Here is a 25,562-nt window from a genome sequence, read left to right as displayed (position 1 = left end):
TGGCCAAGATCGCGTGGCGCGGCCTCGAAGGAATGTCATTTGGTACGGTCAGATAATTGTATACACCAAGCGGTTGCTCTAAGGCTGCTCTGCGCACGCGAAGGAATATTCCAAGCGCACACTGGCGACGCGAATGTTGTTCATGGGGGGCGTCGACGGCAGCTTGCTGGCGGGGGCCGGTTCAAATCAAGGAGCTTGGATCAAGTGGCGGAGAGGGAGGGACACTCTCCCCCGCATCTTTAGACCCCTTGCAGCGCTTGACTTCCAGGTGCTTCCCGTTGATTGGTGGGGGAGCAATCTGGGGGATCAGACCTCTGTGTCTAGTCGCAACACGCATCTTGAGTTTCACGGCCAGCAGTGGCGCGTGGTGGTCTTTGTCCCTCGCAAATTGCAGGGCATCCTCAACCGTACGCGATACAAGCAGAGCCTTGGAACGGCAGACCTCAAGCTAGCCAATGAGCTGAAGTGGCCCATCGTCGCCCGCTTCAAGGGCAAGATTGCCGAGGCCCGCAAGGCCCTCACCAGTAAGGACCCCCTTGAGGCCGAGGCGCTACGCCTTCGCCTCCATGCTGCCGACGAGGGCACACAGCACTACCTGACAGACCGCGCCGAGGAGATCGAGAAGGCCACCGACTATCCCACCGCCAAGCGCTTCTATGACATGGCGAGTGGTCAGGTGACGCCCCTGGATCACCACGCCACCTCATTCCTGGACTTCCAGGCGCACTACCGGCTTGCCACCCAGCAGGACTTCCGGCGAGCCATCAAGTGGCTTGGAGATTGGCTCAAGGCGGACCAGCAAGCCTCCAGCGTCGAGACCGTGACCCGCAAGACGGCAGGCCGCTTCATCTCGGAGTACCTTGTAGTAGGGAGAGGGCGGGACAAGGCGAACGCCTACCTCGGGTTCTTGAGGGAGTACTGGAAGTGGCTCATCGAAAAGGGCCACGCCTTGGAGGACCCATGGCTAGGTCAGCGTCTCCCCTCCGCACCTCGCCAACGCCGGGAGGCAGAGCCCGACGAGGGCAAGAGGCCATACACCGACACCGAGGCCGCCACCCTGCTCTATGGTCCAGTAGGGAGCCTGCTTAGGGAGCCGCCCAGTCGCTACATGCGGGACCTAATGCTTGTCGCCGCGCTGAGCGGGATGCGCCTGGAGGAAATCTGTCAGCTAAGAGTCGAGGACTGCCAGGGCAGGGTCTTCACAATCCGTCAGGGAAAGACCCTCAATGCCGCCCGTAAGGTCCCGATACACAGCCAGCTTGCCGAGACCATAGAGCGCCTGACATCCGAACGGCCATCAAGCGCCTACCTCATCGAAGGCTTGCCCGATGTCCCGGCCTCCCGTGAGAGCCGCTCAGACCCCGCCTCCAAGGCCTTCACCCGCTATCGCCGGAAGGTGCAGGTGGATGAAAGACCTAATGACAAGCTCAAGAGCAATGTGGATTTCCACTCCTTCCGCCGCTGGTTCATCAGGGCCGCGAAGGTCCGCTGGGAGCAGGGTGCTACGGCGTTCACGCCTTGGGCCATCGCGGATGTAGTCGGCCATGAGGATGAGGACATCGAGAAAATCTTGAAGCTGACCATGCAGCATTACCCCGGCCAGTCCGCCGAGGAAGCACGACGCGCCGTGGTGGAGGCCGTCAAGCTACCACCGAGACCACCCCTTGCATCAAACGGAGAGACTACCAAATGACCAACTTGACGCTTGAAACGCTGCCGACCGCCACGAAGTTAGCAGACCACCGCGCTGCCATCGAGTTTGCGCTGAAACTGGACGCGCCATTCACCTCTGACTTCCTGGAGGATTGGTTGAATGGGGCAGACCTTGAAGCCCGATGGCTTGCGGGCCTACGCGAGGACCTCGCTTATGGCACACATGAAGCCCAGCTTTAGGCTTATACATGAGTTAGCGGCACCGGGATGACGGCGAGGAGGAGGAGACCGAATGCCGACCTACGAAACTTGCAGCCATCCCGGATGCACCCGCATGGTGTCTGCCAAGGGGCTCTGCAGGCCGCACTACGTTGCGGCTTACGGGCTCCCCCAGCCTGCTCCAACCCCACCGCCTCCCCCTCCCAGTCCGGCCCCTAGGTCCCACCGCAAGCCCCACGAGTCCATCCGGTACACAGACACCCAGTTGCGGAACCAGCAGTACCGGCATGGACCGCCCGTGAGGGGCCACTGCCCCAGCTGCGGGGCACCAGAAGCCCGAGAGGGGCTATGCCGCAAGCACTGGCTGGCACGAGGTGCGGGGCATCGACTCCGCCGTGACTTGGCGGATAGGGTCCCGGTGGAGACGCTTACCGAGAGGCAGATTACAGCCCTCCAGAAGCTAACCCCACGTGACGACTGGATGACCATTCTTCACGCAGTACGCATCTACGAACGAGAGGCTGAGCGGCGGGGACCAGCTTCAGAGATAGACATTAGCGACAGGTGGAAGAGGCTGGAGGCCGATGACACCACCAACTGGCCTTGGTACGATGTCGCCCTGAAACTCAGGGACCCCGAGTTCGCCATAAAGTTCGCCGTCGAGCGTCTGGACCCCTACGAGGTGCAGACCTTCCTCAACGATTGGCTGGACGGGAAAGACGTGGCGGCATGGGCCATGGTCCTGGAGTATGACCGCCAGTTTGCTGAGGGCGCGGCCTCCGAGGACATCAAGTATCTGCTAGGGCATTGAAGCCACCGCGCCTAATGTCTGCCAGTTTGCTGAGGGCAGGCGCTATTGGGCGTGTTCCTGAGATAGCCAGTTTGCTGAGGGCAGGCGCTATTGGGCGCGTTCCTGAGATAGCCAGCCTGAATAGCCGGTGTTGCCGCTTCGGAGGACACGCTGCCTCTCACTAGGTGGCTCCAGGTGCTCCCCCTTGAGTGGTCTCCCGAGGGACCTAATCTGTGAACGATTCCAATCCAACTAGGGCCTCCGAGAGGCTCCCGGTCGAGGGCTGATGCCGCCCTCCTGATGATGATCCGGCAGGATCGAAACCAATCCCAACACTAAGGACCACGATATGGCTCGTTCCCAAGTGCGGGAGGTCTCGGGACCCTCCGCCATCCAGGGCGTTGCTACGCCTGTCAACACCTACGTCAGGCCAGCCGATCCGGCTCCCTCAAGCCTCCATCAGTTGGCCGAGGGCCTCGCAGCCTTCGACAGTGGCCTAGGGGCTCTCCTGGGGAAGCGCAAGGAGAAGGCCGACGAGAATGCCAAGCAGCGGGCCATCCGTGACGCCTACTCGGGGGCCAGTGCGGGCTTCGATGAGGGTGTCAAGCGAGGCCTCATTCCGCCCCAAGAGTCCCCCACCTACATGGAGTGGTACAAGAAGACCCAGGGGGACATGCAGGGGCGCAAGATTGCCGACGAGTTCACCCTCGCGCACCAGCAGTGGGAGGGCCGCAACGGCGGTGACCCCGAGGCCTTCAAGGGCTTCGTCCAAGACTTCCTCAAGATCCGCGTGGGGGACATTACGGACCCTCAGGTCCTCGCTGGCCTCAATCCACACATCGAGTCGATCTACCAGAACGGCTACTCGGTCTTCACCCAGGAGCGCGGCGAGGCCGTCAAGAAGGGCGCACTGGCTACTGCCGGTTCCGTCACCATGGACACCATCGACCGCGCCGAGCAGGACGGCAAGGCGGCTGGAGGCATCGACTACGAGGGCCTCTGGGGCTCCATCAACGCCCAGCGCGATGAGGTCCTGAAGCGGCACACCGAGGCCGAGACGGACGCAATGTTCGTGGACTCGATCCTCCTCCAGGCCGAGGAGTCGGGCAACGAGGAACTCCTAGACCTCCTGGACCGCAAGTGGGGTGGGAAGGATCATGCGATCTCCTCAGACCCCGAGGTCCGCACGAAGGTCATGGCCTCAAGGTACCGCATCATGTCGGCCCAGGCCTCCAAGGCGACCTATATCCGCGACCAGGAGGAACGCCAGGAGAAGGTCCAGCACAATACCATTGTGGCCGAAGAGCTGCGCAAGATGGCCAGCGACCCGAACTACCAGATACCCGAGGAGACCCTCAAGGTCCTTGGCAGGCGGGACCCAGAGTTCCGCACCAAGCTAGCCGGGTACCGCAAGCAGATGGCCGACAAGTCCTTCCCCGAGGACAACGCGGCTCTCCTCCATGTCTTCGCAGAGATCGACCGGGACGGCTCCAAAGAGTTTGTCCACGGTATGGTCGCGAAAGGTGTCATCCGCGATCCCAATACGCTCATCCGGGCGCTCGACCGGGTGGAACAGGTCCAGAAGGCCAACGCCCAGGGCGGCATCTTCGACAGCCCCACCTACAAGGATGTGGTGAAGCGCATCACGAATGCCACCGGGGAAGGAGACCGAGGCTACGAGGGGGTAAGGGGCATCACGGAGCACGGTGTCAGGGCGCTCTACGAGTACCGATCCGGCCTGCTGAAGTGGGTAGCGAGCAACCCTGATTTGGCGTCGAGAATGGGGGAGCGTGAGAAGTTTGCGCTGGAGTTCGGGCAGCACGTCCTCTCCAGGGTGGAGCAGAATGTGGACCTTGGGCTGGAGCAGGAGCAGTCGCGGCCGCATAATCCCACCAACTACAGCTCGGATTTGGAGAGGCAAACCGTTCAGGCCCTCGCCCAGCAATATGGCATCACCGAACAGCAGGCCCGGACGCTGCTCCTGGAAGAGTATGCAGTGGAGGAGCAGGCTCCACCCGCAACGGAGAGCCAGTCGGACGGCGACTCCGAGACCATCGGCATCAACCTTCCGGGGTCCGGCCCCGGCCCTATGGCGGCCTTCTGGGAATGGTTGACCAGAGACGATGAGCAGGGCCGATAGTCCCGGCAAGTTTTCCCAATCTCCACGAACCATCCAAGGTCCTGACCACGTGCGACGCTAGTGCGGACGGACGGGCGGGGACCAATTGTCCCGAAAGGACCACGATACAAATGGCCCAAACAGTCACCACCCCCTCGAATGCCCCGATGGACGAGGCACGTCTCCGCCGAGCAGCCGCGCGTGTCGGCGCTAGGCTGGCCGCCCAGAAGCAGTCCAGGGGAGTCAACCCTGAGGGTGACGAGGCGGCGCTCAAGCAGCTCCAAGATACCAGCCTCATGCCCGACTTCATGGACAACGTGCAGCAGGCCATAGGCGGCGGCATGGCAAAGGCGGTCTTCGAGACCAAGGACTTCCTCTTCGGGGAGCCTGCCGAGGCCGACAAGTCAACCATGAGGCGCTCCATCGAGGGTGCCGACCGGGCGCTCGACAAGAAGAGCATTGGGTACTCCCTGACCTCCGGGGTCTCGCAGTTCGCTGTGGGCCTCATTGGGGCGGGGAAGGCGATGGCCCCCGTCAAGGCGCTCCAGAAGCTCCGCTCCACTAAGGCGGGCGTGGCGGCCTACGAGTCGGCCCGAGGTGCCATTGCGGGTGCTACCGTTATCGATCCCCATGAGGAACGCCTCTCCGACCTCATCGAGTCCTTCCCGGACCTCCAGAACCCCGTAACGGAGTTCCTTGCGGCGGACCCTACGGACAGTGCCGCCGAGGGCCGCATGAAGAACGCCCTAGAGGGCATCGGGGTGGACGCCACGCTCCTGATGGCCATCAAGGCCTTCAAGTGGCTCAAGGCTGGCAACCAGGAGATGGCCGCCAAGGAGATCACCAAACTGGAAGAGGCCGAGATTGGGCCAGCCACCTCTCCAGGCCAAAACTTCACCGAGCTACCCACACAGCCAGCCTCCAAGGACGAACCCGCCCAGCCGCTCATCGGCAAGCAGGCTGTCGCCAAGGATGAGCCCGTTGCGACTGCTGCCAGCCCCACCCAGGGCCAACAGCCCATGATCCAGCCCGAAGGCCCAGGCGGAACTCCTGCCCCTGAGGCCGCTTCTCCGCCGCTCCAACCGCGTCAGCTAGTGGAGGTCACTCCCGAGACCGTCCGCGACATCATCAAGGGTACCTCCGACGACCTAGCAGCTATCAAGACACATGGCAGCCGAGAAGCCGCCCTGGAGGCAGGCGCAGCGCTGGCCCGAGGTGTCCGCCTGCCTTGGCAGAAGCTCAGGACCGGTACGGAGGTGCAGTCCTTCCTGGACAACGCCACGAGCAGTCTCAAGGCCCAGATGGATACCGTTAAGGGCGGCGACATCCTGTCCGACGGTGCCGTCAGCGCCAGGGTTCACGAGATGGCTGAGCAATGGGGAGAGGCACCCGAGCTGATTCTGGGAGAGATCGCCCAGGCGGGCGAGGCCGCAGCCGGGATGGTGGCGCGAATGGAGGCGGGTTTCCTGGTGTCCAACGCTATGACCCAAGATGCCTTTACGACCGCCACCAAGATCAGAAATGGGGTCCTACAGGACTGGGGCGGTGACGCCGTTAAGGCCACCGAAGAGCTTCGAGCGCAGATCAAGGGGGCTGCAACCCTCCTCGCTCATTCACGCTCCATGGCGTCTAACAGCGGCAGAGCCTTGAGGCGCTTGCGCGGCTCCTTCCAGATCACGCCGGAAGACCTCGCGAGGATAGACAGCCTCGACGCCACCCAGCTTGCCGACCTCATGACCGCCACCAAGGGCGACCCCAAGAAGCTGACCCAGGCGGTTAGCCCCGGCTTCCTACGCAGGGTCACCGACGAGGCCACCTTTCTCCTCCAGAACAACCTTCTGTGGCTCTGGCCGACGCATCTGATGAATGTCACATCGAGCGCCCTCATGATCGCGGGGCGGCCCCTGGAAAAGCTACTGGGGTCTTTCGCTACGGGGCCGAGCACCGGCAATATCATGCGCCAACAAGCCCTGAAGGAATACGCCTATACGATGAGTTCCCTGAGCGACGGCTGGACCGCAGCGGTGGAGGCCTTCAAGCGCGGCGACTCCATCTTGGCACCCCACAACACTGAGCTCTTTCAGGGGGCTTCCTCGACCTCGCAAAGGGTCATTGAGTGGCAGACCGTGGAGAGCGTCTCCGACTTGGTGGAGAACGTCTTTAGGGCCGCGCATTGGCGAAACCTACTTGGCCTCCCGACCCGCTCGCTCGGGGCGATGGACGAGTTCTTCAAGATGCTCCGCTACCGGGCCACCGTGCAGGCCCGAGCAGCGGTGGAAGCAAGCGAGCGAGGTCTCACCGGAGCGGACATTACGGACTATGTGTCCAAGAAGCTGGAGGCGGCGTTAGACCCTGCCACCGGGCGAGCACTGGACCCCAAGGCGCTTCGGGAGGCACAAGTAACGACCTTCCAGCAGGAGCTACTCGCGGGCACATGGGGAGCGTCCACCCAGCAGTTGCGAGGCCGACACCCGCTCCTCGGCTTTGTGCTGCCCTTCATCAAGACACCCGTCAACGTATGGCGGTACGGTATCAAGCTCACTCCAGGCCTCAACATGGCCCAGCGGGAGTTCCGGGACGCACTACGGGGTCTCCAGGGCGAGGAAGCACGGGTCCAGGCGGTGGGCCAGATGGCTCTGGGCAGTATCTTCATGAGCCTTACCGCAGTCCTGGCTCTGGATGGGAGGATCACCGGCCCCGGCCCCACTGACCATAGCCTCAGGCAGCAGTTGACGGCCACGGGGTGGCAACCATTCTCGTTTGTGTTGGAGGGCGCGGGTGGGCGAAAGACCTATGTGCCGATAGGCCGCGCAGACCCTGCCGGGATGGCCTTCTCCACCGTCGCCACCTTGGTGGAGGCCATGAGGATGGACCCTGATGGCACCTCAGTTGACCTTGACACCGGCATCTGGGCGCTTGCGGTAGCCCTAAGCAAGAACCTTTCCGACCGCTCCTTTCTCGCCAACATCCATCAGGCCCTCCAGGCGCTTACCGACCCAGGGGCAAGGGGCGAGAGGTGGCTAGGTAATCTCGGCGGCAATCTACTGCCAGCCTCCTCGCTGCTCCGGGGGACCAATCCCGACCCATACATGCGCGAGGCCCAGGGCTTGGTGGACACCATGCTGAAATCCGTGCCGGGATACTCCGAGACCCTTCCTCCTGTGCGCAATTTCCTAGGCGAGCCTGTGGCGCGGCGAGTGGGTCTTCTCACCGACCAGGATGCGGACGTGGTGGAGGCGGAGAACAACCGCATCATCCTTGAGACGGGCGGTGGTGTCCGCACACCAAGCCCCAATTTCGAGGACGTAGACCTCCGGGACATCTGGCTGACTGAGGGGGACCATGCGGGGCGCACCGCCTATGACAGGTACCAGGAACTCGCTGGACAAATCCCCGGACAGCGGAGCCTCAAGGAGTTCCTCAGGCAGATCATCGAGTCGGACTTGTATCAAGAGCTGCCCGATGGGGACGCGGTGAGGGGAACCCGGCTAGGGCTCTTGACGGCCCAGGTGGATCGGTACCGAGGGGCGGCCAGGAAGTACCTCATCCGAGAGAATGCGGAACTTCAGCCTCTTGTGAAGGCCCGACAGCGGCAGGCAGCAGCAGCCCGCCAAGAGAAGCGGAGGCAGAAGCAGGGCTCTTCTATCCAAGACATCCCAGGCCTAAACCGCTTCTAACTTCAGGACAACGATATGGACAATCTACAGCACGGCTCCGGGGCAAACGGTCCCGGAGGTGGGGAAACCGCGTCCGCCTACGGCTTTACGCACGGCGAGGTGACCGCCAAGGACACGATCACGGCATACATCGTCGTGGGCCTCGAACCGCCCCAAAATCAGCGACGCATCGACGGCCATCAAACGGGCTGGTACGTCATAGTGTGCGCCGGACAGGGGCGAGATCGGGCGCTTTGGGGCGCGGGCAGCTCCGACTACGATACTCCTCTTCTAGCCTTCGCGGGGGATAGGCTGCTCCGCGAGTTCGGCCCCGAGGTCAAGCTTGTCGTCCACGCTCCTAAAGCCCTGGAGAGCTTGGTGGCTCCAGTGTCGGGGCATGTACGGAGGGCCATGGTCAGGCGTGGCCGCAATAGTCGTGGAGAGCCCTTCCCAGCCTTTGCAGAGTCGCAGCGGCTGGCCCTAGCCCTGGATGCGGGGCGTTGGGCGCTTTGTGCATACGACAGGGCCGCAAGCACACCCGCACTAGAGGCAGCGCGAAGCCTTGCCAAGAAAGTAGCCGCAAAGCGGGCCAGGGAGCACAGGCGTCAAACGGACCCCTCCTACAATAGCCCGGACTATCTGGCCCCGATGGACTTGGTGCCCGCCCCGACCCGTCACGCCATAGACCTGGAGGGAGAGGTGGCCGCCTATGACTAACCCTCCGGGGGCCACACCAACACCACCCCCGGCAATCCACCATGACCCTTGGCTTACCACCCGCCAGGGTTCACCTCTCGCCTCCCTTGCCGCTGACATCTGGGCTTGCATTGAGAGATTCTTGTCATCCGGCAGGAAGCCCCGCACGGATGCCGTCGAGCGCCGCAGGGCAATCGTGCAGAACCTCGCGGCCAACCTCGCCATCTTGGCCATACGGTATCCGCTGGGGCATCGTCTTGCCGTCCAGGCGTACAAGCAGGCGAAGACCCGCTATGACCGTCCTGACTTCCCGCGCGGCCTGCTCATGGAGATCATCGGGGAGATGGAGGCAGCAGGGTGGATCATCCGCTATCCAGGCGTCTCCCGCAAATTGCGGACCACCTTGGTGCCGACTAGCCGCTTCCTGGACATGATCCGCGCATCTAGGATTAGCTCGGACGACATCGACCGTGTTCCAGGCGGCGAGACCATTGCCCTCAAGGCGGTGGTCGGGCGTAACCGGCCAAAGCTCCTCATCAACTTTGAGGACACCCCCGAGACCCGACAGCTTCGGTCGGAAATGGAGAAGGTCAATGCGGCCATCAACGCGGCGGACGTGAGACTAGACGGGAGACCCCAGCCGCCGACCCACATGGTCAGAGTGTTCCTCATCGACGGCCCCGAGGCTCCTCACGTCTTTACCAAACATGGGCGGCTCTTCCGGGGCTTCTGGGAGCACCTCCAGCGGGAGCGGCGCGGCGGCCTTACGATTGGGGGGGAGCCCCTGGTAGAGCTGGACTATCGCGCGATGTACCTCCATCTGGCTTACGCCTCCCAGGGCGTGCCGGTGCCTGCTGGGGACCCCTATGCCATCCCAGGCCTGGAGGGATATCGCGGCGGGGCAAAAAAGGCGGTCTCTGCGCTGTTCTTTCGAGATGGCCCAATGCTCCGCCTCACCGGGGAGCTTCGAGACATGCTGCCTGAGGGCTGGACCGCACAGAGGCTACAGGAGGCCGTGGCGGCGCATCATCCCGCCCTCGTGCCGGTTCTCAATGCCAACATCGGGCCAACGTTGGCGAACACCGAAAGTCGCATCCTGGTGGCTGTCCTCTTGCGGCTGTTAGACGAGGGCATTGTGGCCCTTCCAATCCATGACTGCCTGCTCGTGCCTGTCGGCGTTAAGGACGCCGCCCTCATGGCCATGCGCGAGGAGTCCGCACGGATTGTCGGAGTGGCCATACCGGTCGGGGAGAAGCCTACCGCATGACCCGGTTAAGTCGCCGCTAAGTGGTAAGAATAACTCGCCGCTATAGGGCTCCCGGTGGCTCCCCTCTAGACATCTGAGGTAGAGGGGCCTCAGCGCTCCTCGCCAACATCGGCCATCCCCTAGAGAACACAAGGCGGACACCTGGAGTTAGTGCTCAAAGTGTCCGTGAGTATACCGGCAAGCTTTCCCTTCAAGGGAGAGGGGGGATCGATGTCTCTCTCAGAGGGCCTCAGGCACGGGTTCCTGAAATGTTCCTCAGGCCTCTTCCCATATATGGGGTGCATCTTATATATTGCGCACAACATATTCCGATTCGTCGATGAGGTGACTCTGTTGGCAGCTTTGGAAAAGAGGACGACTGCCTTCACTGGGCAGCTCAAGGTCAAAAAGTATTCCGATGTGGAACTTCGCGACGTTAGCCTTGTGTCGGAATCCCCTATGGCGCTGGGAGACTTTTCCGAGAATCCACCAAGGCCGGATGAAGACTTAACGTTCGTTGTTCAGTACACCTCTGAGGAGACACTAACTTGTGCGTTTGGGCACCCGCATAAGCGCGGATTTGTGCTGAGCGGCAGCGAGGGCTTTCACCACCTCATTGGGTGCGATTGCGCACGATCTCGCTACGGCCTCGAATGGGATTCGTTTGTTCTACAGTTTGAAAAGCAACTCGACCGCCAGAAGTCACTGGCATGGCTACACCGAGTCTCTAAGGAAATACTGGACGCGCAGGCGGATATCTTGGCAGCTATTGACCACCCTTCTGTCGCGGCATTTGACAGGCTTCGGCTGGAGTTCCGTAAAATGCCCGATGATGTGTTTCAATACTGCGCCGAGGTGGCTAGGTTTCTAGATACTTGGTTACGAGGAACCTTTAAGGAGCGCCACCTGAAGCAGGAGCGCGAGAACAAGGAAAGGGCTCGTTTAGCGTACCGTAAGGCCCTACAGGAGGGCACGGGCGCTGATCGGGAATTTGCGGCAGGCAATCTCAAGCGCTCCGAAGAGCCAGTATATTTGCGGACGGTTCAATCGGTAATGCGGGTTCCTGCAAAAACGCTCTTCCTTTCGAACTACAAGATGCGGCCCCGGCTGAAAGCTCTAGCTGGCGACCTTCTTGCAACTGCGGAAACGCTTAGCGGCACCACTCCATTTGGACACCCCGACCTGATTGCAAAGTCCATCACGAAATCGGCTTCAGACTTCGACAAGATTCTTGCCGAGATCGATGAGGCTATCTCCTTTTTCAATGGTGGGACTCTGGACAGGTTTTTGCACTGGCTTTCGTCAGAGGAATTTAAGCATGTTTCAGCGCGACGACTCGCTCAGGGCCTGGCGTTCGATGACAGCTCGGGGACAGTCACGGAAATTGTCCTGCCCCGCGACCTACAATCGGTTTCGCTAAATCTCACTCATCGTTTTCGCTTCTGAGGTACCGGAACGTCACAAAGGGTCCCCCACGCGAGCCCTTGAATATACGCGACAGCGGACGGGCTTCCCCCCGGGTAGGGGGTGAACCTTTTCGGCAAGGCCTCCTCAGGCCCCCGGCATGGATAGCTGCTAGCCCTCACCCTTGCGCCCGGCCCCTTGCTTCCCACCGCCTCGCGTCTGTCCATTTGGGTGTACCTTTAGCGAACTGCTCTTTCGTTGGTTCGATAAATGCCCATTGACAACTCAAATCGAACCTAAGATTATGAGACCACTTAAAGCGAACCGAGGGGTCTCCCAACATGTTTGTCCGTGCCTATCTCCGAGCCTCCACCAAGGAGCAAGATGCCAGCCGCGCTAAGGCGGACCTGGAGACCTTCGCCCAGGACAAGGGGCTTCGCATAGCGGCCACCTACATGGAGAACGAGAGCGGAGCCTCTCTCTCCCGCCCCGAACTCTTCAGGCTCCTCTCGGATTGCCAGCCAGGAGACATCCTCCTCATCGAGCAGGTGGACCGCCTTAGCCGTCTCAATGCCGCCGACTGGGAGCGCCTTAAGGACGAGATCAGGCAGCGCCGCGTCAAGGTGGTCGCCTTGGACCTCCAGACCTCCCACGCGATGATGGCGACAAGCACTGATGAGTTCACCAGTCGCATGTTCGAGGCGCTCAATGGGATGCTCCTGGACATGCTCGCGGCCATCGCCCGGAAGGACTACGAGGACCGGCGCAGGCGGCAGGCGCAGGGGATCACCAAGGCGAAGGACGAGGGGCGCTACAGGGGTCGCCCCGAGGATGAGGAACGCAACGCGGCTATCCTCAAGATGCTCAAGGGCGGCCAGAGCTGGAGCAGCATCGTGGCGGCTACCGGGGCGTCGAGGAGCACCTTGGCAAGGCTGGCCAAGAGAGGCCAGAAGTCAGCCTAACGCGCCCCCAATTGGACAGCTTCCGTTCGGGAGGGTTCGATGGTTCGCTCTCGCTGGCGGGCATCGCTGGCGGGGTTGGTGGCTCACCGAGCGTCCAATTCCCGGCCACCTCTCCCGAGGCGTCTCTACGTCCCATCATCGGCCTTATCTGCCGGTTCCGTGACCCACAGGTTGGCCCCTGGATTAGGGGCTCCCAGGACATTAGCAGACCTCGGACCGTAGCTAGCCCAAGGAGTTTCAGCCTTAACCCAAGTCCCCGTACAGAGACGCCTCAACGCTTAGCTACAAGCAAAGCCTTGAGAGTGAGGACACCAAAAAAGCTTCCAAGAGGAGGCTCCTTTCTGTCCCCTCAGATGAGGACCTAGCAGAGAAAGTAGTAAGCCGCGTTCGATTCGACAAGATGCTTACTGAAACAACTTGCTAGGTCCCTCCCGGAGCGTATCCGCCCAGGTCTAAGGAGCGCTGGACCGCACGACAACGCATGAATAAACTGCAACAATAAGCCGGGGGGATATGAATGGGCAACGCCATCGAACTAGCCGCAAGCCTGATCTTCGGTCCCATTCTGCTGGGGCTGTTGGTATTTGCGCTCACCTATCCGATAGGCCAGATCATTGTAGGCGCACAACACCGGATGGCCGTACAGCTCTGGTGGACTTGGGTACTGGGCTTCGGCGCGGCCATGGCCATCTACATGGTCTCAGGAAGGTCTCTGTTTTAGCTCGGCACCCCAGCTCACTAGCAGTTTTTTGGGGGAGCAATCTGGGGGAGCGGCGCTCGGAGCCTCTTCATCAACCTATTGATTTCAAAGTAGTTGATCAGCCCAAGGGGCGATGGCGGAGAGGGAGGGATTCGAACCCCCGATGGGCTTGCACCCATGCCGCATTTCGAGTGCGGTGCATTCGACCACTCTGCCACCTCTCCGCGGTCGTGATCGGCCGTTGCCGGCGCGGCGCAGTAGATAACGGCTCATCGCCTGTCGCACAAGGCCAAATATGACTCTCGTCGCGCATCTTTTCGGCCGGCTCCGAATTGGCCCGAGAGACGCTGCGTCAGAAGGCCGGGCTATCTCCTGGTGTGGCCGCGTCAGCCGGGTCGCCTGACGCGCGTGCAGGGCGGACAGGAAGCAGATTGAGGGTGTCTGTCCGGCTTGCTCGTTGCGGGTCCAGCGCGTATCCAAGGTAGCACTGTCGGTTAGCCGCATCAGTGCCGGCTGAGTTGTTGCTACTAGATGTCCGTTTGGCAGCCTGTTTGCCTTGACTCCACGACAACCTTCGGTTACGGGACGCCCTGCATTCGGCGTGGAGGATTCTCTGCGCCGTTTGTTTTGAACCCGTAACGACTGACAAAAAGACGGCCGGGACCGCTTCGAGTGGTTCAACGAGGTCGACCGAACAGCGAAAGGCATAAAATGTTCGCAGTCATCAAAACGGGCGGCAAGCAGTACCGCGTCGCCGCCAATGATGTGATCAAGATCGAAAAGCTCGTCGGCGTCGCTGGCGATACCGTTGAATTCGTTGAAGTGCTCGCCGTTGGCGAAGGCGACAATGCAGAGATCGGCGCGCCCTTCGTGGCCGGCGCCGTGGTGACGGCGGAAGTGGTCGAACAGGGCCGCGCCAAGACCGTCATCGCCTTCAAGAAGCGTCGCCGCCAGAACTCGCGCCGTTCGCGCGGCCATCGTCAGCACCTGACGACGGTCCGGATCGCCGAGATCCTGACGGGCGGTGCCAAGCCTTCGAAGAAGGCGGCAGTGAAGGCCGAAGCCGTGGCTGAAGAAGCCGCAGAAAAGCCCGCGAAGAAGGCAGCGCCGAAAAAGGCTGCAGCCGTCGCGGAATCAGAGTAATCAGAGCGACTGAAGGAGAACACCCATGGCACATAAGAAAGCTGGCGGTTCGTCGCGCAACGGTCGCGATTCCGAGTCGAAGCGCCTTGGCGTCAAGAAGTTCGGCAGCGAATCCGTGATTCCGGGCAACATCATCGTCCGTCAACGCGGCACCACCTGGCATCCCGGCGTCAACGTCGGCATGGGCAAGGATCACACCCTTTTTGCGCTCGAAGCCGGCGCCGTGACCTTCAACAAAAAAGCCAATGGCCGAACCTACGTATCGGTTAATCCGATTCTCAAGGCCGCGGAGTAGCCGGTTCCGCACTACAACACCGGCGCCCCATCTCGGGAACCGGTGTCTGGCCAAGCCAGGAAAAGGATCAGGGGAGATGGGTCGCCATCTCCCCTTTTTCATTTTCCTGGAGGATATGTGACATGGTTGCCGAGAAGGACGACGTCGAAGACGAAAGACTGTCGATCGACTGCCCGATACTGCTGACGGAGCGGCTCGTGCTGCGCCCGCCGCACGAGGACGACATCCCCGAGCTGGTGCAGCTCGCAGACAACAGGCACGTCGCCGAAATGCTGTCGCGCATGCCGTACCCTTATGGCGAAGCCGAGGCGCGGGCCTTCCTGTCGATGGCGCGCGGCCAGCGTGGCGGCGTGGTCTATGCGATCACCCTTGCCGACACCGGCGCCTTCGTCGGTTCGGCCGGGCTCAACTACACCGACCGCGGTCTCGAACTCGGCTACTGGGTCGGCGAGCCCTACTGGAAGCACGGATACGCCACCGAGGCGGCGCACGCGCTGGTCGATCTCGCCTTCCGGGTGACCGACATCAACGTGCTCAACGTCTCGTGCCGCGTCATCAACCCGGCGTCGCGCCGGGTCATCCACAAGTGCGGCTTCCAGTATGCGGGGCAGGGCATGCTGAACTCGATTGTCGCCGGCCAGGTGCCGGTCGAGCGCTACCGCCTCGACCGCAAGACCTGGGCGAGCCTCAGGTCGTGGGCGCGCAGCTAGCCGGCTCATGCCAGCTCGAGCCAGACCGGCTGGTGGTCGGAGCCTTGCGCGTCCTTGTCGATGCGGATGGACCTGACGCTTGCGGCGAGGCCGGCCTGCACGAAGGCATAGTCGATGAGGCGGGATTTTTCCGGATGGGTCGCGTCGGTCCAGGAGACCGACCCATCCGGAACGCCACCCGCCAGCGCATAGGCATCGACCGGGTGGTGGGCGACGATCTGTGCGCCCTCCACCGGGTCGGGCGCACCGGCCATGACGAGATGCTCGGGCGAGCCGGGGACCATGTTGAAATCGCCCATCAGTACGAATTCTTCGGGGCTGGGGAGCTCGGGGAAGCCGTATTCGACAGCGCCTGATATGGCGCCGCCTTCCATCGGATAGGCATAGACCCGCTCCTTGAGGTGGCGGATCTGCGCGATCCTTTCTTCGAGATTGACGTGGTCGAGATGCACCGAATAGACGCGCAACGCGCCGGACGGCGCCATGACGAGCGCTTCCAGCGCCGAACGCTGCAGGTTGCCGCGGCTCAGGCGCCGGCTGCGCGGCAGAAGCAGGTTGCGCGACGCCACGATCGGCCAGCGCGACAGCACCATGTTGCCGAATTGCAGGCGCTTGTTTGCCGGCTTGCCGTCGTCGCCGACCATGCCGAAATCGATGTCCATGGCAACGCCGTAGACATGAAAGTAGTCGGGCAGCTGGCGCGCCAGGCCTTCGACCATGTCGGCCATGTTGTTGCGCATGAAGTTGCGGGTCACCTCCTGCAGGGCGATGATGTCGGCACCCTCGATCGCGGCGGCAATGCGCCCGAGGTCGTAGCGTCCGTCGCGACCGACCCCATATTGGGTGTTGTAGGTGACCAGTTTCATCTACGTCCTTTCCATGCGCGTCTCCGCGCCCAATCCGCTCTCGCCCTTCGCCGCGCCTTGCGCTATGGCAAGTGCGCTGAAACAACGAAATAACAGCAGAAGACGAAGAGTCCGATGAAATTTCTCGATCAGGCCAAGGTTTACATCCGCTCCGGCAATGGCGGCGCGGGCGCGGTGTCGTTCCGGCGCGAAAAGTTCATCGAGTTCGGCGGGCCCGACGGCGGCGACGGCGGCCGCGGCGGCGACGTCTGGCTGGAGGTCGTCGACGGGCTGAACACGCTGATCGACTATCGCTACCAGCAGCATTTCAAGGCGCAGACCGGCATCCACGGCATGGGCCGCAACATGACCGGCGCCAAGGGTTCCGACATCGTGCTCAAGGTGCCCGTCGGCACGCAGGTCTATGAAGAAGACAACGAGACGCTGATCTGCGACCTGACCCAGGTCGGCCAGCGCTACCTGCTTGCCAAGGGCGGCAATGGCGGCTTCGGCAACCAGCATTTCAAGACCTCGACCAACCAGGCGCCGCGGCGGGCCAATCCCGGCCTGGAGGGGCAGGAGATGTGGGTCTGGCTCCGGCTCAAGCTGATTGCGGACGCCGGTCTCGTAGGCCTGCCCAATGCCGGCAAGTCGACCTTCCTCGCTTCGGTCACGGCGGCCAAGCCGAAGATCGCCGATTATCCCTTCACCACGCTGCATCCGGGCCTTGGCGTCGCACGCATCGATGCGCGCGAATTCGTCATCGCCGACATTCCCGGCCTGATCGAGGGCGCGCATGAGGGCGTCGGCATCGGCGACCGCTTCCTCGGTCATGTCGAGCGCACGCGCGTGCTGCTGCATCTGGTGTCAGCGCAGGAAGAGAACCCGGGCAAGGCCTACAAGGTCGTGCGCGGTGAGCTCGAAGCCTATGGCCATGGGCTGACCGACAAGATCGAGATCGTGGCGCTCTCCCAGGTCGACACGCTCGATCCCGATACGCGCAAGAAGAAGATCGCGTCGCTGAAGCGCGCCGCCGGCCGCGCGCCGATCCTGCTGTCGGCCGTCACGCGCGAGGGCGTCGAGGAGACGCTGCGGGCGCTGATGAGCGTCGTCGAGGAAGCGCGCCAGGCAAGCGGCGACGTCGCGCCCGCCGATGCGCGGTGGACGAAGTAGGCCTGGACATGACCATCCCTTCGCTGAGGACCTACAAGCGCATCACCGTCAAGATCGGCTCGGCGTTGCTGGTCGACCGCTCGACCGGTCTCAAGCGCGAATGGCTGGCCTCGATGGCCGACGACATTGCAACGCTTTCGGAACGCGGCGCCGAGGTTCTGGTCGTGTCCTCGGGCGCCATCGCGCTCGGCCGCACCATGCTTGGTCTGGGCAAGCGCGCGCTGAAGCTCGAAGAGAGCCAGGCAGCCGCCGCCGTCGGCCAGATCGAACTGGCCGGTGCCTGGTCCGACGCGCTTGGGCGCAAGGGCCTGAAGTCGGGCCAGATCCTGGTGACGCTGGGCGACACTGAGGAGCGCCGGCGCTATCTCAATGCGCGCGCCACCATCTCGACGCTGCTCAAGATGAAGGCCGTGCCCGTCATCAACGAGAACGACACGGTCGCCACCACCGAAATCCGCTACGGTGACAACGACCGCCTGGCCGCGCGCATGGCGACGATGATGGGCGCCGACCTGCTGATGCTGCTCTCAGACATCGACGGGCTCTACACCGCGCCGCCGGCGCATGACCCGAACGCCAGGTTCATTCCTGTCGTCGACCGCATCACGCCCGACATCGAGGCGATGGCGGGTGCCGCCGCCTCCGAACTGTCGCGCGGGGGCATGCGCACCAAGCTCGACGCCGGCAAGATTGCCACCGCCGCAGGCACGGCGATGATCATCACCGCCGGCACGCGGATGTCGCCGCTGCTGGCCATCGATCGCGGCGAACGCGCCACCTATTTCCGCCCGAGCGGTAATCCGGTGAAGGGCTACAAGACCTGGATCGCCGGTCAGCTCGAGCCGGCAGGCCGGTTGACGGTCGATGCCGGTGCGGTGGGTGCGCTGCTCTCCGGCAAGTCGTTGTTGCCGGCCGGCGTGAAGCTGGTCAGCGGCAATTTTTCGCGCGGCGACACGGTGGCGATCCTGGCGCCCGAGGGTCGCGAGATCGCGCGCGGGCTGGTTGCCTATGACGCAGCGGATGCCGTAAGGATCGCTGGGCTGAAGACGGCGGAAATTGAAACCGTGCTTGGTTACGAGGCGCGTTCGGCGATGGTCCATCGCGACGATCTCGTTGTCAGCCACAATGATACGGTTGCGATGCAGGTGGAAGGGTGAGGACATGCTGAAGGCGCATGAGAGCGGAGACACGACGCGGCTGATGGCCGAAATCGGACGCAAGGCTCGCGCTGCCGCCCGACCGCTCGCCATCGCCAGCGCCGAACGCAAGCATGCCGCCCTGATCGGCATGGCCGAGGCGATCACGCGCCGCGAACAGGAAATCCTCGACACCAATGCCATCGACGTTTCGAATGGCGAGGAGGCCGGCCTGAGCGGCTCGTTCATGGACCGGCTCAAGCTGACGCCCGCGCGCATCCGCGACATGGCCGATGGCATCCGCGCGATTGCCGATCTTCGCGACCCGGTCGGCGAGGTCATCGCCGCATGGGACCGTCCCAACGGCCTGCACATCGAGCGCGTGCGCACGCCGCTCGGCGTCATCGGCGTGATCTATGAAAGCCGGCCGAACGTAACCGCCGACGCGGGCGCGCTCTGCCTCAAGGCGGGCAATTCGGTGATCCTGCGCGGCGGTTCGGACTCGCTCAATTCGTCGCTGGCGATCCATTCCTGCCTGGTCGAAGGTTTGAAGGCGGCCAAGCTGCCCGAGGACGCGATCCAGCTGGTGCCGGTGGCCGATCGCGCTGCCGTCGGCGAGATGCTGAAGGGCCTGTCGGGCAATCTCGACGTCATCATCCCGCGTGGCGGCAAGAGCCTGGTCGAGCGCGTGCAGAACGAGGCGCGCGTGCCTGTGTTTGCCCATCTCGAAGGGATCTGCCATCTCTACATCGACAAGTCGGCCAAGCTCGACATGGCGGTGGCGATCGCCGTCAACGCCAAGATGCGCCGTACCGGCATTTGCGGGGCTGCGGAGACGCTGCTGGTTGACCGTGCCGTTGCTTCGACCCATCTGGTACCGGTGCTCGAGGCGCTGCATGCGGCTGGCTGCGAAATCCACGCCGAAGAGGACGTGCTTGCAGCCTTCGCCGACGCCAAGCCCGCGACCGATGCCGATTGGGTGACGGAATACCTCGACGCCATCATTTCGGTGAAGCTTGTCGATGGCGTCGCCGGTGCCATCGAGCACATCGAGACGTTCTCTTCGCACCATACCGAGGCGCTCGTCGCCGAGGATGCCAAGGCGGTCGAGCGCTTCTTCAACGAGATCGACTCGGCGATCCTGCTGCACAACGCCTCGACGCAGTTTGCCGATGGCGGCGAGTTCGGCATGGGCGCCGAGATCGGCATCGCCACCGGCAAGATGCATGCGCGCGGACCGGTCGGCGTCGAGCAGCTGACCTCGTTCAAGTACCGCGTGCGCGGCAACGGACAGCTCAGGCCGTGACGGGACGCATCGGGTCGGTGTGACGGCTCAGGGGGCTTAGAGTTGCTGTTGCCGTCAGAGCCGCCAGTTTCGCAAAAATACCTGCGCATGCCGCATGCGATGAAGGGCGTGCAGGTCGGGCTGTTTGGTGGCTCGTTCAACCCGCCGCATGCCGGCCATGGCCTTGTCGCGGAAATCGCGATGCGCCGCCTGCAACTCGACCAGTTGTGGTGGATGGTGACGCCAGGCAATCCGCTCAAGAGCACGCGCGAGCTGGCACCTCTGGCAAAACGCATCGAATTGTCGGAGCAGGTCGCCAAGAATCCGCGCATCAAGGTCACGGCCTTCGAAGCCGCGCATCACGTGCGCTACACCGCCGACACGCTGGCGCTGATCAAGGCGCGCAATCCGGGCGTCGATTTCGTCTGGATCATGGGTGCCGACAATCTGCGCGGCTTCCACCGCTGGCAGCGCTGGCGCCAGATCGTCATGACCTTTCCGATCGCGGTCATCGACCGGCCGGGGGCGACGCTGTCGTTCCTGTCTTCGGTCGTCGCCAAGACCTTCGACTACGCCCGCGTCGACGAGGGTGACGCGCCGCTTCTGGCGCGGATGAAGGCCCCGGCCTGGACCTTCATCCACGGACCGCGTTCGCTGCTGTCGTCGACGGCTTTGCGGAACGGCACAGCCAAAACCTAGAGTGGGCGCAATTGCGGACGGAAACCGTGCGCACTTTTCTGAAATCTAGCTAGCCCCTGATCGGGATCCAGAGCTCGTAGCCGCCATTGCCCGTCGCAGGGTCGAAGCTCTCGGGGTAGAGTTCGAAATTGGGGCCGTCGGCGGCCTGATGTCCCGAGGTGGGCAACCACTTGCTCCACACAGTGTGGGTGATGCGCCGGATCATCGAGATGTGGTCGGTGGTGGCGAACACGGCGTAACGCTGCGGCGGAATGCGCAGGCGGCTGTATTCCGACGTCAGGCTGGAGAAATCGGAGACCTCGACACCGGCAATGTACTCGAAGCTGTCGTCGTCGAAGTTGTAGCAGACGCCATAGCCGACATGGTTCTTCTGGCTTGGAACGCTGCCGAAATGCGGGCCGAAACGCTGCCACAGCGCAGGTATGCCATGGCTGGTTTCGCTGGTGTAGCGCTCGCTGAGACCAGCGATGAGCAAGGGGGTGCCGTCGACGAAGCGCGACGGGGCAAGGTTTTCGACAAAGGTTTCATCCATCTTGAGATGCTCCACGCATTCGAATTGGGGAACGGTGCCATTGGCCCGCACCTCCTCGGGCGTCTGCCCGAATTGGCTGCGGAAAGCCCGGGTGAACGCCTCATGCGAGCCGTAGCCGGCGTCGAGCGCTATCGCCAATATGTCGGGTGCGCCCTTGGCCAGCGCATGCGCCGCGTCTGTCAGGCGGCGCGCACGGATGTAACCCATGACCGAATAGCCGGTGGCGGCAGCGAAAGCTCGGGACATGTGGAAACGCGAAACGCCGCCAGCCGTGGCGATTTCGTCGAGCCCGATGTCGCTGAAGTAGTGGCTTTCGATGAACCAGATGGCTTTCTGAACGGGGGTCATGGTTGCTTCCGGCATGAGGACGGCCCCGATATGCCTGCTGCCGGGGCGGCCCATTTGATCGCGCTTGCTGCACAGCGCTTTTTTGCGAAGATGTCGATGGCGAAAACGCCGGCGGACGACTTTTGATCCAGTCCGGGATTTTGGCCAAGCCAGCACGATCCATGTCGCAATCGCGGCTGCGCAAGGGTCTTGGGCAGGCGAGGTTGGTGCATGGGTCAGCGGGGCGATGTTGCGGTTGCAGTGGAGGATGGCGGACGGACGCCGGCCATAGCCGTCGTCGGCGTGATCCTGGCCATGGCGCTGGTTGCCGTCGGCAACGGCCTGATGTTCGGCTACATCCCCGTTCGCCTCGGCGCGGCAGGATATGCGCCGGCCTGGGCAGGCTCGATCCTCACCGGCCTCTCGGCCGGCGGCATCGCCGGCTGCCTGCTCACCGGCATGCTGGTTCGCCGCGTCGGCCATGCGCGCGCCTACATGGTCTTCTCCGCGTTGATCGTGTTGTCGAATGTCGCCGTTGGCGCAGGCACTTTCCCGTTCGTCTGGATCGCTGCGCGGGTGCTCTACGGCTTTGCCATATGCGGGCTGTTCATCGTTGCCCAGAGCTGGCTCAACGATGCCGTCGGCAACGAGATACGCGGCAGAGTCATGGCGATCTTCTACGTAGCTTATGTCGTCGGCCTTGGCGTCGGCTCGTTCTTGCTGCGCTTCGTCGACATCGCCACGGCCCAGGCGCCGCTGCTGTGCGTTGCCTTCGCTGCCATCTCCATCCTGCCTGTCGGGCTGACCCGCCTGCGCCAGCCGCCACCGCCGATGTCGGCATCGGTGGCGCTCGCACGGGCCTGGCGCATCTCGCCCGTGGGCGTCGCAGGCATGCTGGCCGTTGGCGGCCTATCTATGATGATTGCCGGCTTTGCGCCGATCCACGCCACCGCCAGCGGCTTCAGCCAGCAGGAGGTGGCGACGCTGTTGTTTGCCATGCCGCTCGGCACGCTGCTGTTCCAGATTCCGTTCGGGTGGGTTTCCGACCGCACGGACCGGCGCCATGTCCTGGTGGCGGCGGGGTTGCTGGTGGTGATTGCCGGCCTTGCCGCCAGCCGTTTCGACGGCAGCGCGCTGCCGATCATGGTTGCGATCTACGTCGTGTGGAGCGGCGCGAGCGAATCGATCTATTCGCTGTCGAGCGCGCATGCCAGCGACCGGGCCCACAAGGACGATCTCGTGGCGTTGTCCAGCAGCATGCTGTTCGCCTGGTCGCTGTCGGGTTTCGTCGTCCCCGGCCTCGGGACCGTGCTGACCGCGGTCTACGGCACCCAGGCCTTCATGCATGTGGCGATTGTCATAGCAGCCGTGTTCACGGCGTTCGTCCTGTGGCGGCTGCGGACCAGCCGAGCCGTGCCGGCGGGCGAAGCGGGCAGCTTTTCGCCGATGTCGGCGCAGCTGCCGCCGTCGGTCGATCCCTAGGGGAAAGTCGTGCACGGCCAGCCCCAGGCGATCAACTTGTTGGGTCTCGTCTTGAAACTGTACCCCAACTCTGCCTATTTAAATGGTGTCATCCGAGTTCAGGGTGATTTGGTTGTTCCTGTCGGAAAGGAAAGACACTGAGAACAGCACTTCGGAAGAGGGCGGAAATCCTGCCTTCGCCGGCCGGGATAGGCGAAATAGACGCTGTTGCCCGCGCCATCAAGACAGTCCTTGCCAGTCTGGAAGACTCCAAGGCCGAAGACATCGTCTCCATCGACATTCAGGGGAAATCGAGCCTGGGCGACTACATGGTCGTAGCCTCGGGCCGGTCGCACCGTCATGTCGCGGCGGTAGCCGATCATCTCCTCAAGGCGCTCAAGGATGCCGGTCTCGGCGCGCCCCGCGTCGAGGGCATGTCGGGTGCCGACTGGGTGCTCATCGATTCCGGTGATGTCATCGTGCACGTCTTCCGGCCCGAAATCCGCGAGTTCTACAACATCGAAAAGATGTGGCAGGCCCCGGATCTCGAGGAAGAAACGGTTCATTGAGCCGTTAGACGACAGGGATGAAGGTCGCGATACATGCCGTGGGCCGGATGAAAGCCGGCCCTGAGAAGGATCTCGCCGACCGCTATCTTGACCGGTTCTCGAAAAGCGGCGGGCCACTCGGCCTGGACTTTTCCGGGGTCACCGAGATTGCCGAAAGCCGGGCGCAGAACGTCGACGAACGGCGGCGCGAGGAAGCCGACAGGCTGCGCGCGCAGATGGCGTCGGGAACGGCGCTGGTCCTGCTCGACGAGCGCGGCAAGAACCTTTCATCGCAACAATTTGCCGACAAGATCGCCGGGCTGCGCGACGGTGGCCAGCGCGGGTTGATGATCGCCATCGGCGGCCCCGACGGCCATGACGAGGCGCTTCGCAACGAGGCGCAATTGCTGATCTCGTTCGGTGCTGCCACATGGCCGCACCAGATGGTTCGTATCATGCTCGGCGAGCAACTCTATCGTGCCGCGACAATTCTCTCGGGGCATCCGTACCACCGCGCGTGAGTGCCCGGAATTCGACAAAATGGCCGGGCAAAAGTCCGCATGCGGTCGCGCCCGGCAAACATGGTTGATGGTTCGTTAACGATGCCGCCGCTAAGGTCACAGACATAGAACCGGATCATCGCATGGCGCGGAATTTTTCCCTGAAGGCGTGGCTCCAGCCATGCCGCGGCATCGTCGCGGCGGGCTGGATTGCGCTCGCCTGCGGGGCTGCGTCAGCGCAGATGGGGCCACCCTTGCCCGATCCCGACAGGACCCGTTCCGAGCTCGAGAACCTGTCGCGCGACATCCAGGTTTCGTCCGAGCGCCGCGAGAAGCTGGCAGCCGAAATCGCCCAGGTGAAAAAGGATCACGCCTCGATCACGGCGGCGCTCATCCAGTCGGCCAAGACCGAACGCAAGCTTTCGCAGGACATCGAGGACATCGCCGGCAAGCTCGAAGGGATGAAGGAGCAGGAATCCGGCATCCGCAGCTCGCTCAACATGCGCAAATCCGTGCTGGCCGAGGTGCTCGGCGCGTTGCAGCGCATGGGGCTCAATCCGCCGCCGGCCATCCTGGTCAAGCCGGAGGATGCGTTGTCATCGGTGCGCAGCGCCATCCTGCTCGGCGCGGTGGTGCCCGAACTGCGGTCGGAGACCGAGATCCTGATGGCCGACCTCAAGGAGTTGTCGCGGGTCGTGACCTCGATCGAAGGCGAGCGCGATCGGCTGACAACAGCGATGACTGCGCAAGCCGGCGAAAAGGCGCGGCTCGACCTGCTGCTCGAGGCCAAGAGCCGGCTGCGCTCGAGCACCGAGACAGCGCTTGCCGAAGAATCCAAGAACGCGGCCCAACTGGCCGCGCGCGCCGACAGTCTCAAAGATTTGATCGCCTCGCTCGACAAGCTGGCGATCAAGAAAGCAGCCGATGCGGAGGCCGCGAGAAAGGCTGCCGAAGCGGCGGCAAAAGCGGCCAACGAGCCCGTCGTCGCTGCCGTGCCGGAAGCCAACCAACTTGTTGCTTCCGCTCCATTTTCCCTGCTTCAAGGCCAGGTTTCCCTGCCTGTCACCGGGCGCTTCAAGCGCCGCTTCGGCGCTGACGACGGCATAGGCGGGACCATGCTCGGGGACATGGTTGCGACACAATCGGGCGCCATCGTGACCGCTCCGGCGGATGGAAGCGTTCTTTATGCGGGGCCTTTCCGCTCCTATGGTCAACTCTTGATCCTTAATGCCGGCGACGGCTATCATGTCGTCTTGGCGGGGATGAGCAGAATCACCGTTGCGCCGGGTCAGTCCGTACTAGCTGGCGAACCGATCGGTGCGATGGGAGAGGCGAGGGTGGCGAGCACCTCGGCCTCCGACAATGCGAATGCGACGCCGGAACTCTATGTCGAGTTCCGCAAGGATGGAAAACCCGTCGATCCGACCCCGTGGTGGGCGGACCGCACCTCTGGAAGGACATGA

The 25,562-nt window shown here is 62.9% G+C and carries 22 protein-coding genes and 1 tRNA gene; 20 read left to right on the top strand and 3 right to left on the bottom strand.

Annotated features, from left to right (window positions below; genetic code table 11):
- Nucleotides 1-133 precede the first annotated feature (133 nt).
- The 9 genes from ASC75_RS11635 (at nucleotide 134) to ASC75_RS11590 (ending at nucleotide 13,466) form a co-directional block, all read left to right on the top strand.
- Nucleotides 134-1,693: a tyrosine-type recombinase/integrase gene (locus tag ASC75_RS11635; RefSeq protein ID WP_055974830.1), complete on the top strand. Its 1,560-nt coding sequence runs from the start codon at nucleotides 134-136 to the stop codon at nucleotides 1,691-1,693.
- The gene (locus tag ASC75_RS11630) at nucleotides 1,690-1,893 is read left to right on the top strand and encodes a hypothetical protein (RefSeq protein ID WP_055974826.1); all 204 of its coding nucleotides are present in this window, start codon (nucleotides 1,690-1,692) and stop codon (nucleotides 1,891-1,893) included. Before ASC75_RS11635 ends, ASC75_RS11630 begins: the two co-directional genes overlap by 4 nt.
- A gap of 397 nt (nucleotides 1,894-2,290) precedes the next feature.
- Entirely contained in the window at nucleotides 2,291-2,683 is a 393-nt protein-coding gene (locus ASC75_RS11625) for a hypothetical protein (RefSeq protein WP_156381209.1), read from the top strand.
- Nucleotides 2,684-3,011: 328 nt separating this feature from the next.
- Nucleotides 3,012-4,802: a hypothetical protein gene (locus ASC75_RS11620; RefSeq protein ID WP_055974820.1), complete on the top strand. Its 1,791-nt coding sequence runs from the start codon at nucleotides 3,012-3,014 to the stop codon at nucleotides 4,800-4,802.
- 146 nt (nucleotides 4,803-4,948) lie between these two features.
- Nucleotides 4,949-8,458 carry a hypothetical protein gene (locus ASC75_RS11615; protein WP_156381208.1) on the top strand — a complete coding sequence of 1,170 codons (3,510 nt, stop codon included), beginning with the start codon at nucleotides 4,949-4,951 and terminating at the stop codon, nucleotides 8,456-8,458.
- A gap of 817 nt (nucleotides 8,459-9,275) precedes the next feature.
- A complete protein-coding gene (locus ASC75_RS11605; RefSeq protein WP_055974812.1) occupies nucleotides 9,276-10,400 on the top strand; it encodes a hypothetical protein in 1,125 nt (374 codons plus the stop codon).
- A 333-nt stretch (nucleotides 10,401-10,733) separates the two neighbouring features.
- A complete protein-coding gene (locus ASC75_RS11600; RefSeq protein ID WP_156381207.1) occupies nucleotides 10,734-11,825 on the top strand; it encodes a hypothetical protein in 1,092 nt (363 codons plus the stop codon).
- Between the two features lie 299 nt (nucleotides 11,826-12,124).
- Nucleotides 12,125-12,745 carry a recombinase family protein gene (locus ASC75_RS11595; RefSeq protein ID WP_055974806.1) on the top strand — a complete coding sequence of 207 codons (621 nt, stop codon included), beginning with the start codon at nucleotides 12,125-12,127 and terminating at the stop codon, nucleotides 12,743-12,745.
- Between the two features lie 517 nt (nucleotides 12,746-13,262).
- Entirely contained in the window at nucleotides 13,263-13,466 is a 204-nt protein-coding gene (locus tag ASC75_RS11590) for a hypothetical protein (protein WP_055974803.1), read from the top strand.
- 113 nt (nucleotides 13,467-13,579) lie between these two features.
- Here the strand turns inward: ASC75_RS11590 and ASC75_RS11585 are convergent.
- A tRNA-Ser gene (locus tag ASC75_RS11585) sits at nucleotides 13,580-13,669 on the bottom strand.
- Nucleotides 13,670-14,156: 487 nt separating this feature from the next.
- Between ASC75_RS11585 and rplU the strand changes: the two genes are divergently transcribed.
- The 3 genes from rplU to ASC75_RS11570 all read left to right on the top strand — a co-directional run bounded on the left by rplU (nucleotide 14,157) and on the right by ASC75_RS11570 (nucleotide 15,593).
- Nucleotides 14,157-14,588: a 50S ribosomal protein L21 gene (gene rplU / locus ASC75_RS11580; protein WP_055974800.1), complete on the top strand. Its 432-nt coding sequence runs from the start codon at nucleotides 14,157-14,159 to the stop codon at nucleotides 14,586-14,588.
- 25 nt (nucleotides 14,589-14,613) lie between these two features.
- Nucleotides 14,614-14,883, top strand: a complete 270-nt coding sequence (gene rpmA, locus ASC75_RS11575) for a 50S ribosomal protein L27 (protein ID WP_055974797.1) — start codon at nucleotides 14,614-14,616, stop codon at nucleotides 14,881-14,883.
- Between the two features lie 122 nt (nucleotides 14,884-15,005).
- On the top strand, nucleotides 15,006-15,593 hold the full coding sequence (locus ASC75_RS11570; protein WP_055974793.1) for a GNAT family protein: 588 nt from the start codon (nucleotides 15,006-15,008) through the stop codon (nucleotides 15,591-15,593).
- Between the two features lie 5 nt (nucleotides 15,594-15,598).
- Here ASC75_RS11570 and ASC75_RS11565 read toward each other — a convergent pair whose 3' ends face one another.
- Nucleotides 15,599-16,459 (bottom strand): endonuclease/exonuclease/phosphatase family protein, encoded by an 861-nt coding sequence (locus ASC75_RS11565; protein WP_055974790.1) that lies wholly within the window; start codon nucleotides 16,457-16,459, stop codon nucleotides 15,599-15,601.
- A 114-nt stretch (nucleotides 16,460-16,573) separates the two neighbouring features.
- Here ASC75_RS11565 and obgE point away from each other — a divergent pair, with 114 nt between their 5' ends.
- The 4 genes from obgE to ASC75_RS11545 all read left to right on the top strand — a co-directional run bounded on the left by obgE (nucleotide 16,574) and on the right by ASC75_RS11545 (nucleotide 20,731).
- Complete coding sequence (obgE, locus tag ASC75_RS11560; RefSeq protein WP_055974785.1) at nucleotides 16,574-17,611, top strand: GTPase ObgE; 1,038 nt, start codon at nucleotides 16,574-16,576, stop codon at nucleotides 17,609-17,611.
- Nucleotides 17,612-17,625: 14 nt separating this feature from the next.
- The gene (gene proB / locus ASC75_RS11555) at nucleotides 17,626-18,768 is read left to right on the top strand and encodes a glutamate 5-kinase (RefSeq protein WP_156381228.1); all 1,143 of its coding nucleotides are present in this window, start codon (nucleotides 17,626-17,628) and stop codon (nucleotides 18,766-18,768) included.
- Nucleotides 18,769-18,772: 4 nt separating this feature from the next.
- Nucleotides 18,773-20,053 carry a glutamate-5-semialdehyde dehydrogenase gene (locus ASC75_RS11550; RefSeq protein ID WP_055974782.1) on the top strand — a complete coding sequence of 427 codons (1,281 nt, stop codon included), beginning with the start codon at nucleotides 18,773-18,775 and terminating at the stop codon, nucleotides 20,051-20,053.
- An 87-nt stretch (nucleotides 20,054-20,140) separates the two neighbouring features.
- A complete protein-coding gene (locus ASC75_RS11545; RefSeq protein WP_055974778.1) occupies nucleotides 20,141-20,731 on the top strand; it encodes a nicotinate-nucleotide adenylyltransferase in 591 nt (196 codons plus the stop codon).
- 49 nt (nucleotides 20,732-20,780) lie between these two features.
- Here ASC75_RS11545 and ASC75_RS11540 read toward each other — a convergent pair whose 3' ends face one another.
- A complete protein-coding gene (locus tag ASC75_RS11540; RefSeq protein ID WP_055975463.1) occupies nucleotides 20,781-21,611 on the bottom strand; it encodes an AraC family transcriptional regulator in 831 nt (276 codons plus the stop codon).
- A gap of 210 nt (nucleotides 21,612-21,821) precedes the next feature.
- On the opposite strand from ASC75_RS11540, the gene ASC75_RS11535 reads away from it, so the two are divergent.
- From ASC75_RS11535 to ASC75_RS11520, 4 genes are all read left to right on the top strand, one after another.
- Nucleotides 21,822-23,072 (top strand): MFS transporter, encoded by a 1,251-nt coding sequence (locus ASC75_RS11535; protein WP_055974775.1) that lies wholly within the window; start codon nucleotides 21,822-21,824, stop codon nucleotides 23,070-23,072.
- Between the two features lie 170 nt (nucleotides 23,073-23,242).
- A complete protein-coding gene (rsfS, locus tag ASC75_RS11530) occupies nucleotides 23,243-23,620 on the top strand; it encodes a ribosome silencing factor (protein WP_055974772.1) in 378 nt (125 codons plus the stop codon).
- A gap of 17 nt (nucleotides 23,621-23,637) precedes the next feature.
- On the top strand, nucleotides 23,638-24,120 hold the full coding sequence (gene rlmH / locus ASC75_RS11525) for a 23S rRNA (pseudouridine(1915)-N(3))-methyltransferase RlmH (protein WP_055974768.1): 483 nt from the start codon (nucleotides 23,638-23,640) through the stop codon (nucleotides 24,118-24,120).
- Between the two features lie 122 nt (nucleotides 24,121-24,242).
- The gene (locus ASC75_RS11520; protein ID WP_055974765.1) at nucleotides 24,243-25,562 is read left to right on the top strand and encodes a murein hydrolase activator EnvC; all 1,320 of its coding nucleotides are present in this window, start codon (nucleotides 24,243-24,245) and stop codon (nucleotides 25,560-25,562) included.

This window comes from Aminobacter sp. DSM 101952 (assembly GCF_001424795.1).
Classification (GTDB): domain Bacteria; phylum Pseudomonadota; class Alphaproteobacteria; order Rhizobiales; family Rhizobiaceae; genus Aminobacter; species Aminobacter aganoensis.
The sequence above is the reverse complement of the archived record's forward strand: the minus strand, read 5'-3'. Positions and strand labels throughout refer to the sequence as shown.

Excerpts from the sequence above, each read along its gene's own strand:
- obgE (WP_055974785.1), top strand. The coding sequence starts at position 16,574 with ATGAAATTTCTCGATCAGGCCAAGGTTTACATCCGCTCCGGCAATGGC.
- ASC75_RS11620 (WP_055974820.1), top strand. The coding sequence starts at position 3,012 with ATGGCTCGTTCCCAAGTGCGGGAGGTCTCGGGACCCTCCGCCATCCAG.
- ASC75_RS11590 (WP_055974803.1), top strand. The coding sequence starts at position 13,263 with ATGGGCAACGCCATCGAACTAGCCGCAAGCCTGATCTTCGGTCCCATT.
- ASC75_RS11635 (WP_055974830.1), top strand. The coding sequence starts at position 134 with ATGTTGTTCATGGGGGGCGTCGACGGCAGCTTGCTGGCGGGGGCCGGT.
- ASC75_RS11540 (WP_055975463.1), bottom strand. The coding sequence starts at position 21,611 with ATGACCCCCGTTCAGAAAGCCATCTGGTTCATCGAAAGCCACTACTTC.
- rlmH (WP_055974768.1), top strand. The coding sequence starts at position 23,638 with ATGAAGGTCGCGATACATGCCGTGGGCCGGATGAAAGCCGGCCCTGAG.
- ASC75_RS11630 (WP_055974826.1), top strand. The coding sequence starts at position 1,690 with ATGACCAACTTGACGCTTGAAACGCTGCCGACCGCCACGAAGTTAGCA.
- ASC75_RS11615 (WP_156381208.1), top strand. The coding sequence starts at position 4,949 with ATGGACGAGGCACGTCTCCGCCGAGCAGCCGCGCGTGTCGGCGCTAGG.
- ASC75_RS11520 (WP_055974765.1), top strand. The coding sequence starts at position 24,243 with ATGGCGCGGAATTTTTCCCTGAAGGCGTGGCTCCAGCCATGCCGCGGC.
- rplU (WP_055974800.1), top strand. The coding sequence starts at position 14,157 with ATGTTCGCAGTCATCAAAACGGGCGGCAAGCAGTACCGCGTCGCCGCC.
- ASC75_RS11565 (WP_055974790.1), bottom strand. The coding sequence starts at position 16,459 with ATGAAACTGGTCACCTACAACACCCAATATGGGGTCGGTCGCGACGGA.
- ASC75_RS11550 (WP_055974782.1), top strand. The coding sequence starts at position 18,773 with ATGCTGAAGGCGCATGAGAGCGGAGACACGACGCGGCTGATGGCCGAA.
- ASC75_RS11595 (WP_055974806.1), top strand. The coding sequence starts at position 12,125 with ATGTTTGTCCGTGCCTATCTCCGAGCCTCCACCAAGGAGCAAGATGCC.
- ASC75_RS11535 (WP_055974775.1), top strand. The coding sequence starts at position 21,822 with ATGGGTCAGCGGGGCGATGTTGCGGTTGCAGTGGAGGATGGCGGACGG.
- ASC75_RS11570 (WP_055974793.1), top strand. The coding sequence starts at position 15,006 with ATGGTTGCCGAGAAGGACGACGTCGAAGACGAAAGACTGTCGATCGAC.
- ASC75_RS11545 (WP_055974778.1), top strand. The coding sequence starts at position 20,141 with ATGCCGCATGCGATGAAGGGCGTGCAGGTCGGGCTGTTTGGTGGCTCG.
- rpmA (WP_055974797.1), top strand. The coding sequence starts at position 14,614 with ATGGCACATAAGAAAGCTGGCGGTTCGTCGCGCAACGGTCGCGATTCC.